At 41.8% G+C, this 11,293-nt stretch carries 12 protein-coding genes; 9 read left to right on the top strand and 3 right to left on the bottom strand.

Annotated features, from left to right (window positions below; all coding sequences use genetic code 11):
- Nucleotides 1-129 precede the first annotated feature (129 nt).
- Nucleotides 130-687 (bottom strand): SRPBCC family protein, encoded by a 558-nt coding sequence (locus RM049_RS12195; protein ID WP_322672291.1) that lies wholly within the window; start codon nucleotides 685-687, stop codon nucleotides 130-132.
- 421 nt (nucleotides 688-1,108) lie between these two features.
- On the opposite strand from RM049_RS12195, the gene RM049_RS12190 reads away from it, so the two are divergent.
- From RM049_RS12190 to RM049_RS12180, 3 genes are all read left to right on the top strand, one after another.
- Complete coding sequence (locus tag RM049_RS12190; RefSeq protein WP_322683898.1) at nucleotides 1,109-1,303, top strand: hypothetical protein; 195 nt, start codon at nucleotides 1,109-1,111, stop codon at nucleotides 1,301-1,303.
- Nucleotides 1,304-1,398: 95 nt separating this feature from the next.
- The gene (gene rd, locus RM049_RS12185; RefSeq protein ID WP_322667342.1) at nucleotides 1,399-1,563 is read left to right on the top strand and encodes a rubredoxin; all 165 of its coding nucleotides are present in this window, start codon (nucleotides 1,399-1,401) and stop codon (nucleotides 1,561-1,563) included.
- Between the two features lie 51 nt (nucleotides 1,564-1,614).
- On the top strand, nucleotides 1,615-2,850 hold the full coding sequence (locus tag RM049_RS12180; protein WP_322704357.1) for an NAD(P)/FAD-dependent oxidoreductase: 1,236 nt from the start codon (nucleotides 1,615-1,617) through the stop codon (nucleotides 2,848-2,850).
- A 95-nt stretch (nucleotides 2,851-2,945) separates the two neighbouring features.
- On the opposite strand, the gene RM049_RS12175 is transcribed toward RM049_RS12180, so the two are convergent.
- Entirely contained in the window at nucleotides 2,946-3,431 is a 486-nt protein-coding gene (locus RM049_RS12175; RefSeq protein WP_322704337.1) for an SMI1/KNR4 family protein, read from the bottom strand.
- Between the two features lie 292 nt (nucleotides 3,432-3,723).
- On the opposite strand from RM049_RS12175, the gene RM049_RS12170 reads away from it, so the two are divergent.
- From RM049_RS12170 to RM049_RS12160, 3 genes are all read left to right on the top strand, one after another.
- Nucleotides 3,724-4,806 carry a hypothetical protein gene (locus RM049_RS12170; protein ID WP_322704336.1) on the top strand — a complete coding sequence of 361 codons (1,083 nt, stop codon included), beginning with the start codon at nucleotides 3,724-3,726 and terminating at the stop codon, nucleotides 4,804-4,806.
- A 133-nt stretch (nucleotides 4,807-4,939) separates the two neighbouring features.
- Nucleotides 4,940-5,992 (top strand): UDP-3-O-(3-hydroxymyristoyl)glucosamine N-acyltransferase, encoded by a 1,053-nt coding sequence (gene lpxD, locus RM049_RS12165; RefSeq protein ID WP_322704335.1) that lies wholly within the window; start codon nucleotides 4,940-4,942, stop codon nucleotides 5,990-5,992.
- 672 nt (nucleotides 5,993-6,664) lie between these two features.
- Nucleotides 6,665-7,396, top strand: a complete 732-nt coding sequence (locus RM049_RS12160; RefSeq protein ID WP_322704334.1) for an iron-containing redox enzyme family protein — start codon at nucleotides 6,665-6,667, stop codon at nucleotides 7,394-7,396.
- Nucleotides 7,397-7,942: 546 nt separating this feature from the next.
- Here the strand turns inward: RM049_RS12160 and RM049_RS12155 are convergent.
- Nucleotides 7,943-8,848, bottom strand: a complete 906-nt coding sequence (locus RM049_RS12155) for a CoB--CoM heterodisulfide reductase iron-sulfur subunit B family protein (RefSeq protein WP_322704333.1) — start codon at nucleotides 8,846-8,848, stop codon at nucleotides 7,943-7,945.
- Nucleotides 8,849-9,266: 418 nt separating this feature from the next.
- Between RM049_RS12155 and acpP the strand changes: the two genes are divergently transcribed.
- The 3 genes from acpP to RM049_RS12140 all read left to right on the top strand — a co-directional run bounded on the left by acpP (nucleotide 9,267) and on the right by RM049_RS12140 (nucleotide 11,272).
- Nucleotides 9,267-9,521 carry an acyl carrier protein gene (gene acpP, locus RM049_RS12150; RefSeq protein WP_322672285.1) on the top strand — a complete coding sequence of 85 codons (255 nt, stop codon included), beginning with the start codon at nucleotides 9,267-9,269 and terminating at the stop codon, nucleotides 9,519-9,521.
- 235 nt (nucleotides 9,522-9,756) lie between these two features.
- Nucleotides 9,757-11,007: a beta-ketoacyl-ACP synthase II gene (gene fabF / locus RM049_RS12145; protein WP_322672284.1), complete on the top strand. Its 1,251-nt coding sequence runs from the start codon at nucleotides 9,757-9,759 to the stop codon at nucleotides 11,005-11,007.
- 109 nt (nucleotides 11,008-11,116) lie between these two features.
- Nucleotides 11,117-11,272 (top strand): hypothetical protein, encoded by a 156-nt coding sequence (locus RM049_RS12140; protein WP_157816647.1) that lies wholly within the window; start codon nucleotides 11,117-11,119, stop codon nucleotides 11,270-11,272.
- Nucleotides 11,273-11,293: the final 21 nt, after the last annotated feature.

Genomic DNA, 11,293 nt, shown 5'->3' with positions numbered 1-11,293 from the left:
CTGGGGACTGGGGACTGGGGACTGGATGAATGGTTAGTTACCCTGCGGGATCTTGCTACAGTCGGGGTTTAAATCCCTATCTGAAAATGTCTAAAATGTTTGAATTTTGAATGCGTGATTTTTGAATTGTTAATGACTCTTACACATAACTTGTCGCATTTTACGCATATTTGCAGGCAACTCTAAATTCATCGCTTGTTGAATAAAAATAGATGGAATCGGAATTAGAGGTGTCGCTTGCACAGTATAAGCAAGTATTGTGCCATTACCACAATCTTGTAGTTCTAAATTGGCGTTAAAGTCCTCAAAAGTCCCATTTACCATGCGAAATTGGATTTGCTGCCCCAGCACTTCTACAACATTGAGGTAAATTTCCACTTGAGCCGTGAAAAAGAAGAAGGCTTTTTGTGCTGCTTGATACAGACGTTTGACTTCACCTTTATGTACTACCTCACTCTTGGTGATATCGGGAAAATATTGCACCCAGCGGGGATAATCAGTTAATTGCTGCCAAACGTGCGATCGCACCATCGGCAAATACATCCAGGCTGTCACCGCGCCACCCGACATCTTGTGCGATCGCGTTTCTACCAAAATTTCACCCTGTACCAGCAACTTTTGCTTGTCTTGACTCCAAGCCATATCTGAACCTGCAATAATTGAATCTGATATATAAGACGCAGACATAATGATTAAGTTACTCCTCAACTCATCCACCTAAATAGAGTTGAAATTACAAGCCATAAAACTTGATTTAGATCCAACCCATTATTAAATTAGTTCCAGTTTAATACTTATCTTTTCCGGAAAGGATAATTTTTTGCCCATCATTTCAGTTACTTTACTGAAAAAACTGTGTTTCTTATCACAATTAACATAATTAATACTCCAGTGAGTTTTGTCAAAGTAATACTTGTAGATGAAAAACTGCGTTGTTAACAGCTAGAATGGCACAAACACGATTTAACATCAAGTCCCTTACCCTAACATTTAGACAGTATCTCTCGGTTTTACGTGTTATTTCTGATGAAACTATAACTTCATCGTAACTTCATATTTTAATTATCAATATCAAGTGTAATTTCTGTTGAATTGAGAGGAAAATTAGGTGAATCAATCTTCTTTAAATCGTAGATTAATCCAGATTTTTGGTATACTTCTCGGCATTAGCGTTGCCGTCTGGGTACTGAGAGGTATTGGTATTCTCACTTTTATCCCAGGTGGAATTATTTGGCTACTGCTACTTGGGGCGATCGCGATCGGGATTATCAGTTATGCCCAAAGGACATGGTGGCGTTTTTAGTCATTTGTCATTAAATGACTAAGCCTTTTTGACTAACTGCCAAAAGTATTTAATACTGAAGCAATGCCAATAATTTCCGAGGGTGAACGACGAACATGGCAAAGTATAAATGTACTGTTTGTAGCTATATATATGACCCAGCAGAAGGCGATCCAGATAGCGACATAGCGCCGGGAACAGCCTTTGAAGATATCCCAGAAGATTGGTCATGTCCAACTTGTGGTGCGACAAAAGCCGACTTTGAACCTGATGAAGAGTGAAAATAACAGCTAGCCTAGAAAGTAGGTGCTGTAAAAGAGACATTTTTGAAATTGTTACCGTTACAAATTGTAGTTATTGGGGGTGGGGCAGCAGGATTTTTTGGCGCGATCGCTTGTGCTAAAGCCAATCCTGATGCCCAAGTTACTTTACTCGAAGCCAGTCGCCAACCCCTAGCGAAAGTGCTAATTTCTGGTGGCGGACGCTGCAACGTTACTCACGCGTGCTTTGAACCGGAGGAGTTAGTGCAAAATTACCCCAGAGGTGCAAAAGCTTTGCGGGGTGCTTTGACTCGGTTTGGGCCTCAAGATACAGTAGCTTGGTTTGCTGCTGGTGGAGTCTATCTGAAAACGGAAGCTGATGGCCGGATGTTTCCTGTCACCAATACTTCAGAAACCATTGTGGAATGTCTAATTAAATCGGTGGCGAAATCTGGGGTAAAACTCCGCATCGGTACGCATGTAACTTCCGTGAGAACCGCAGCAGATGGGGGTTTTGATATCCTTCTCAAATCGGGAGAGACAATTAAATGCGATCGCTTACTTTTGGCAACCGGTAGCAGCCTTGCGGGTTATAAAATTGTCCGAGAGTTAGGTCATCAAATTGAACCGCCAGTACCCTCGTTATTTACCTTCAACATTGTCGATCAAAAGTTGCGGGAATTGGCTGGAGTTAGCGTTAACCCCGCTCAATTGCGTTTATCTGCGGGCGGAAAATCCCAATTACAACAAACTGGGCCATTACTAATTACCCACTGGGGTTTGAGTGGCCCGGCTGTTTTGAAGCTTTCTGCTTGGGGTGCGAGAGTTCTGCACGAAAGCCGCTATGAAGCCACATTATTGATTAATTGGTTGCCTAATTTGCACCATGAACAAGTGCGAGAAAAAGTTTTAGCCGTTAAGGATGAATGGGGAAAAAAAGCGATCGCATTGCATCGTGGCGTTGACCTTCCCCATCGTCTCTGGCAATATATTATTGCTCGTGTAGGCATTACTACAGAAGACCGTTGGGCAGAAATATCTAGTAAAACCTTAAATCGGCTGCTGCAAGAATTGACTCAGGGACAATACTTAATCAACGGCAAAGGAGCCTTTAAAGAAGAATTTGTTACCTGTGGCGGCGTCAAGCTTAAAGAAGTCAACTTCAAGACGATGGAAAGTAGGTTAGTTCCTGGTCTTTATTTTGCCGGAGAAATCTTAGATATTGATGGCGTTACCGGTGGGTTTAACTTCCAAAGTGCTTGGACAACAGGGTATTTAGCAGGGGTAGCAATGGCGAATAGCGACTAGTACCACCATAGGGATTATGACAGATGAAGAGAGTTTGTAGTAAGTACTTTAGTGCTTAGATGAGCGCTTAATATTGACCCTTTTTACCAGGTTGATTATCTCAGTCCTTTCCTTATCCAATATTCAGCGTCTTCTACAAATCCCTTTATCCAATCCATCACAGATTTACTGGCCTCTTTAATTGTTATGCAATCGTCATGCAGAAAATAAACAGAACAGTCATCTTGTCCATCGGCAATAATAAACCACGGATCTCCATTTCTAGCACAGATACAAAAAGCATTATCAGGCAAGGTTGTACATTCGTCTCCTTCAGCAATTGACTCAAGGAGACTCTCTCGCCGCCACTCATTCATTTTGATAATTTGGTCGAAGTAAAACTCAAATTCCGATCTGCTAACAAGCTTTCCGCCACTATGCCCAAGTAAGCCTAAGATTTCCCTGTAAGTCCTTGGTAAAACTCCATATTTACTTTCAATGTATGCAATTCCCTCTGAGGTACATCCTTGTAGGTCTTGCTCATTTTTTACTATTTCACTAGCAAACAAGCGCTCTCTTAATTCTTGTATATTATTAATCATTTTAAAATTTGAATTGTTTAGAGGATAAATAATCTCTATCTTAATTATTAATTATCTGACTAGTACAAAATGGCAAAAGTCTACTCTTAAAACTTGTTACCAAGAGCTTCTCCGTGTTAACCTCAACCCATTTACCAGTTCTTTAGGAACAGCGATCGCTACTTAATTATATTTACTTATCAAAATTCTTATTAATCCTCCAGCATTTCCCACCTTGCCACTCTATATTCACACCAGCCACTCTAGAGAAGACAAATTTTTCTGGGTGTATTACTTTTTTCATAAAAGATATATGGATACTGATAAAAATCCTACGTCTGAAATTACGTTGCAAGAAAGCCAGTATATGCTGCATGGCTTTCCAGTGCTTGGTATTCCTGATGAGGAGCGTGCTGTTAAATACTTCAGCCTCAATCCATTTCTACCAAATGTTCAGAATCGTTGTCCGGTTGAATGTGCCTATTGTGTCTGTCATCAAGACCGTGATTGGCATCATTATCCACAAAACTTTCAGGATGTCTCAGCTCCGGTTGACCTGCTCGATCTTTTGCTAGACTACATTTTTGCTACCCCAGAGGGACAAAAGGGCTTTCCGATTTCACTGTGCGATTACTCTGATCCTTTTATTCCAGCCCATCGAGAACGCGTACTATCAATTCTGGATGCACTGATTGACCGCAAAGCCGCCAATATAGTCTACATAACTACCAAAGTCCATCCTGGTCAATCTTTTCTAGAACGCCTCAAAAAAACTCTAGAGCGACCTCATTCACTTCGAGTCACTGTCTTTGTTAGTCTACCACCCTTGAAACCAGGCTATGAGCAAGCCTCAATTCAGAGTCGGGTACAGTTGCTGCAAGATTTAGTAAACCTTGGCATTCCCTGTTGTTGGTATCTGCGTCCACTAGTTGAAGAGTGGTTTGATGAAGCCTTAATGTGGCAATTAGCACGTACATTATTACCTCATGTTTCCCGTCACGTTATTCTATCTGGGCTTGTGATGTCTGAAGAGATTGAAACGAGTCTGTTAAAACAGGAATTAATCGTTCCAGAATGGGATCGCACACAACCAGGACGTAAGCAATACTTATCATTAGAGTTCGAGTCCAAACTGCGCTCAATTCTCAGTACTGTAGCTAGCGAGCAAAATATTTCTCTCGGCCCGGTGATGGGACATCGGTTATGCGGTAGTAACGGCAATCATGCTTATGGCTGCTTGATTTGCGCTAAACAAAATCGGTATTGCCAGCTTTTTCAACTTCATCACTATGGTGAAACGATCGCTACCGAAGATAATCAACGCCTCAAGACGCTATTGAGACAAGATGCAGTGAAAGTAAGCTCACGAGAGCCATCAACAGAAGAATGTCACTAAAGTTATCCAACTTGAAGCGAAACTAGGAACAGTCTGATTGCTTCACCACTACGCGTCTACAAAATTATTGTATTGGAGCATAAAGAGGGAAAATTATCTTGCGATTGTAGATCAATTTTGAACACACCCAACAATGAAATTCAGCGAAATCCTCCGTCAATTTGGTGACGCGGCTACCAATCATAGCCTGACTAGCAACCCAGACCAAGACCCAGAAATTACAGGGGTAGCAGCCATTGATGAAGCTACCAACGGTACTCTCAGTTACGTAGAAGGTGCAAAATTTGGGTCTTTTGTTGGCAATACCAATGCTAGTGCTTTAATTTTGCCCCAGGACGAAAAATTACAAGCGCTTGCACAAGAAAGGGGTATTGTCTGGCTAGCAACCTCAGACCCACGATTATTGTTTGCCAAAGCGATCGCACTTTTTTATCAACCATATCGCCCTACCCCAGAAATTCATCCCACCGCTGTGATTCACTCCACCGCAAAAGTTGGTAGTGATGTTTATATTGGCCCCCATGCTGTGATTCAACAAGGGGTAGAAATTGGTGATGGCGCAATTATTCATCCCAATGTAGTGATTTATCCAGATGCCAAAATAGGCGATCGCACCACTTTACACGCCAATTGCACCATCCACGAACGCACCCACATCGGTGCAGATTGCGTCATTCACAGTGGTGCTGTCATTGGTGCAGAAGGCTTTGGTTTTGTTCCTACCCGGACTGGTTGGTTCAAAATGGAACAATCAGGCTATACAGTCTTAGAAGATGGCGTGGAAGTTGGTTGCAACACTGGTATTGACCGCCCAGCAGTCGGAGAAACACGGGTAGGTCGCAATACAGTAATTGATAGCTTAGTGCAAATAGGTCACGGTTGCAAAATCGGTTCTGGCTGTGCGATCGCAGGTCAGGTTGGCATGGCAGGAGGGGTTCAACTGGGAAATCGCGTTATTTTAGCTGGACAAACAGGAATAGTCAATCAAGTGAAGATGGGAGATGGATCGATGACATCTGCTCAAACTGGAATTCACAGCGATGTTGCACCAGGAGAAGTTGTCTGTGGAACTCCAGCCCTTCCTTACAAACTGTATCTCAAGGTATGTGCTGTCTATGGTCGCCTGCCAGATATGTATCAATCGCTAAAACAATTGCAACGTAAATTCCAAAATAGCAATGAATAAGCTGAAAGTTATCTAAATTACATAACCAAATTCAAATTAATTCTTGTGGGGCGTGAATCTTGCACGTCCCATTCTGTATTCTTCTTCAAGAGGATTTTATTTTTATTCCTATTGACAGATGACAGAAAAAGTTGGTCATAATTTTATACCAACTTTAGAAATTTGTCGAAAAAAATAAAGATTTAGTTAATGATGTTTTTTTATTTGCTTACAAAAAAATAAGACACTAGAATTTTTATTAAGACAAAGTACGAACTTGTACGGAATATTTGCAAAAGAGGTAATAAATTATTCATAATGACTGTACGTACATTTCAGCTAACCAAAAACAAAAATTTTTGGAACGCATTATAGTTAAAATTTGGCCTTAATTATTGAAGATAATCTCAATTTTCCAGCTTATCCTAACCTAAATAAGGATTTGCAAACTTGTGAAATATGGTTACAAAAGGTTTGCACATTTTACTATGTGAACTGCTTGAGTAATTGTTCATTATTCACATCAAATCAGTCAATCAAGTATTTGTTAATCAGCATTTGCAAACATACTCTAAAACATAGTTGCAAAGAGTATGCATTTTTTGCTATGCAAGCTGCGTGAATAATTGTCTAGATATTCACGCCCAATTAGACAATCAAGCATCAACAACAACCCACTTATCTGCTAAAATAATGACTGCAACTCTTTCTTTGGATGCTAAGATATCCAACCAATTACAGCAAGTTTTATTAGAAATCACAACTGCGCAAGATTTGTCTCTACATCCCTTTGTTCAACGCTTTGCCAAAGGAGAATTTTCACAAGATGCAATCCGCCAGTTTGCAATGAAAATGCTACCTGGCTCAAACAGATTCAATATGGCTTTTCTGAAAGTCGCGTCTAAAATGGATAGTTACCATGCTAGAACGATTATGCTAGAAAATGCATTTACTGAGCATGGAGAACTCAACTCAGACCTTGCTCATGTAGCATTATTTATGCGTTTTATGAAAGGTATTGATTGTCCTCAAATTGATATCAATGCCGAGGATGGAGCGTTTCTCATTCCAGCATTACGCTTTAAGAAATTTGAATTTTGTGATGATGAACCTATAGTACGTTCTTTAGGAAGATTTGCAGCAATTGAGCAAGTCTTACCTGGAATTTTCATCAAATACATCGAAGGACTTCGTAAGATATTTAAAGGTATTGATGACCATACCATCGAATATTTTCATCTCCACTGCCACTTAGATCCAGAACATACAGACGAATTGATTCAAGTGGCTCAAATTTATACCAAGTCTGAAAAAGATGTAGAACTCTTCCGTGAAGGAGTTGAAGATATGGTTAAATCAATTGGCGATATGTTTTCTTGGATGGATGAAAACATCGAAAAAGAAGCGTTGACTTTACGAAGCTAATACCAAAGCGATTCTCAAAATTAAAGTTTAATTAAAGTTATCCAAAATTACCAGTCTTATATATTGTAAGTTGGTTAATTTTGGAAATTTTTTTATCAAAACAGCAATATTGGCGTTAGTTGTATAGAATAACCTTGTTGTATTCTATACGACTAACGCCTTGGCGCAGTTGTTCTTGCTTTGCTCCTGAATTCTTCGGCAATTTTTGAAAGTCTTTATTAAAAGCCTTAGCTCAACTTTAATGAGTAAGTCAAATGACCTTTTGCTTGCGGTAAACATCAAGTTCTCTGCGCCTCTGTGGTTAAATAAACGTGAGTTCGACAAGCCCTTTTTTGACCTCTCCCCCAACCCCTCTCCGACACGGAGAGGGGAGCCAAAACCCTAATTTCTCGTTGCTCCTCCCTTTCCCTGTGGGAGAGGGAGGTTGTCCGGGAGAGGTTCATCGAACTCACGTTAAATAAAAGACTTTTGAACCGCACAGACGCAAAGGACACAGAGAGAAAAAAAGAGATTTTACCAGTCAGATTAAAAAGGCTAGTCCTAAAACTAAAATCCTAATTTTTCCAACACTGGCTTTGTGGAAACAATGTGACGGTCTAAACCCAGTTCTTTTGGACTAACGCCAAGTGCTAAAGCAATCAATTGGGGTAAATGCAACACTGGTAAACCTAGCTTTTGTTCAATCACTTTTTCTACCTCTGGCTGACGGGAATCTAAATTTAAGTGGCACAGAGGACAAGGTGTAATCATACAGTCAGCACCAGACGCTAAAGCGTCCTGAATATGCATCCCTGCCATCTTAAAAGATTGGGTAGTGGCATAACTAGCAAGAGGCCAACCACAACATTGTGTCCGCCCTCGGTAATAAATTGGTGTTGCACCCACCGCCCGAAACATATTTTCCATCCCTTCCGGTTGGAAAGGGTCGTCATAAGGCATAGATTTTTGGGCGCGTAGGAGATAACAGCCATAAAAAGCCGCACATTTTAATCCAGTTAACTTCCGGGTGACGCGTTTGGTAATTTCCTCTAAACCGTAATCTGTCACCAAGGCATAAAGAAGATGTTTAACGTCAGTACTGCCGCGATAAGGCGAACAACCTTCTTTATTTAGCAAGCTATTAACCTGTTCAATGTAAATAGGATTAGAAGTCTGACATTCTTTCAGGTGTTCATTGACGTGACCGATAACACCTTGACAAGTACTGCAATGGGTAAGCAAGGGCAGATTTAATTCTTCTGCTAAAGCAATATTTCTGGCGTTGACTGTATCTTCTAGCAGTTGCGAATCTTCTTTAAATGTGCCGGAACCGCAGCAAGCAGCTTTTTTGAGTTCAACTAGTTCAATGCCCAGTGCTTGGGTGAGCGCTTGAGTTGATTGGTAAAGTTCCCGACAGGCCCCTTGAGCAACACAACCAGGGAAGTAAGCGTATTTCAGTGTCTGAGGTAGCATAGAAGTATGTTTGGGTTAGAGCGATCGCTCTAAACAATAACTGTTTTATCATTCCTTGTTAGCATCATTCTGATGTTTGACGTTTAGCTACCTTTTAAGCGTCTAGGTTAAAAGGTCGCAGCATCTACATATTCTTAATTGCTAGCAAGGCTGTAAATACCGATGAGACATTGTCAAAAATTTTAGCAATAATTGGAAAAGCAAAGCATTTACACGGAATCGGCGATGGCGTAACGCGCTCCACAGTTCAAGTGTTAAGAGAAAACTTATCCGATTTATTTTAGGAATGGGAGAGGTTTTCTAGCAGAAAAACCCTTGGAAGTATGCGGGCGATCGCGCTTGACGATAAGATGTATATGCTCAAAACAATGTCTCCTCTAAAGAGCAGATCGTAGCAAGTGGTTAAGGACTTTTATTTATGAGCCAAACGGAAATTTTTGAAAAGGTCAAGAAAATCGTCACCGAACAACTGAGTGTTGACGACGATGCCAAAGTTACACCACAAGCCAAGTTCATGGAAGACCTGGGAGCAGATTCCCTCGATACCGTTGAGTTAGTGATGGCTTTGGAAGAAGAATTTGATATCGAAATTCCCGACGAAGCTGCCGAGCAGATTACATCGGTTCAAGAGGCAGTAGATTACATCAATAACAAAGTAACCGCCTCAGCTTAACTGGGGATTGGAATTGGGGATTGGGATTGGGGAGATTTTTCTCTAATATCTAGCCACTCTTCGCGTGACGCTGCTAATGTCACTAATGCTGACGTTAACGACACTCACTTGAAGTCAGCAAATCCGATGCCAGTCGCTCGTAAAGGAAACCTTTAAGACCGCGCTGGCTCACCAGTACCTAGTCGCTAACCTCAAATTTTTTGCCTGCTGCTTTTTCGCCATTTTTAACTGAATCATGACAGATCATACACGTAAACGCGTTGTTGTAACTGGTGTTGGCGCGATTACACCTATAGGTAACACAGCAACAGAATATTGGGATGGATTATTGAGTGGACGTAATGGCATTGACTACATCACATTATTTGATGCGTCTAGCCATGATTGCCGAATTGCTGGTGAGGTGAAAAACTTCGATCCGCATGATTACTTGGAACGCAAAGAGGCCAAGCGTATGGATCGGTTTTCCCAATTTGGGGTTGCGGCAGCAAAACAGGCTCTAGCTAACTCGGAGTTAGCGATTAATGACCTGAATGCAGAACAGGTAGGTGTGATGATCGGTTCTGGCGTTGGTGGGATTAAGGTATTAGAAGACCAGCAAACTATCTACCTCAACCGTGGGCCCGATCGCTGTAGTCCATTCATGATCCCAATGATGATCGCCAATATGGCCGCAGGATTAACGGCAATTCACACGGGTGCTAAAGGGCCAAACTCTTGTCCTGTAACTGCCTGTGCTGCTGGTTCTAATGCCATTGGAGATGCTTTTCGCTTAATTCAAGGGGGATATGCCCAAGCGATGATTTGTGGGGGAACGGAGTCAGCTGTCACACCATTGTCGATAGCTGGGTTCGCCGCCTGCAAGGCACTGTCTTTTAACAATGATGACCCGACTCATGCTAGCCGTCCTTTTGACCGCGATCGCAACGGATTTGTTTTGGGTGAAGGTGCGGGAATTTTAATTCTCGAAGAACTGCAACACGCCCTAAGTCGCGGCGCTCACATTTATGCCGAAATGATCGGCTATGGTATGACCTGTGATGCCTACCATATCACTTCCCCCGTACCTGGTGGACTTGGAGCCGCTAGAGCGATCGAACTAGCGCTCAAAGATGCTGGCATAACTCCCGAACAAATTAGCTATATTAATGCCCACGGCACTAGTACCCCAGCTAATGATTCAACTGAAACCTCAGCAATCAAAAAAGCTTTGGGAGAACATGCTTATAAGGTGGCAATTAGCTCCACCAAATCGATGACAGGTCATTTATTGGGCGGTTCTGGAGGTATTGAAGCAGTTGCAACAGTACTAGCGACCGCTAATGACCAAATTCCACCGACAATCAATCTGGAAAATCCCGATCCAGAGTGTGACTTAGATTACGTGCCTCACTCTAGCCGCGCTCAAAAAGTCGAGATAGCAATATCCAATTCTTTTGGGTTTGGCGGTCATAATGTCACACTGGCCTTTAAGAAATACGTTTAAAAGAGGCAGGAGGCAGGAGGCAGGAGGCAGAAGGCAGGAGTCAGGAGTCAGAATTCAATAGTTTAATCCAGCTCTGCTCGTTTGCCCAATGCCCCATGCCCAATGCCCAATGCCCAAAGTATCAGAAATATCATTCCGATATAATTTAAGCGTTCAGCATGACCCAATTATCAGCTTGATTTATCACCAGAAACTCAGGAGATCCCGCTTGTCCATCGACAAGCGGGAGTGGGATGATGAGGATACTGTGGGGAATCTAAAATAACCCCAGCAAGAGAAGCTACGA

This window comes from Nostoc sp. DedQUE04 (genome assembly GCF_034530995.1).
Lineage (GTDB): Bacteria > Cyanobacteriota > Cyanobacteriia > Cyanobacteriales > Nostocaceae > Nostoc.
Note: the sequence above shows the minus strand (reverse complement) of the source record. Positions and strands in the feature narration are given on the sequence as shown.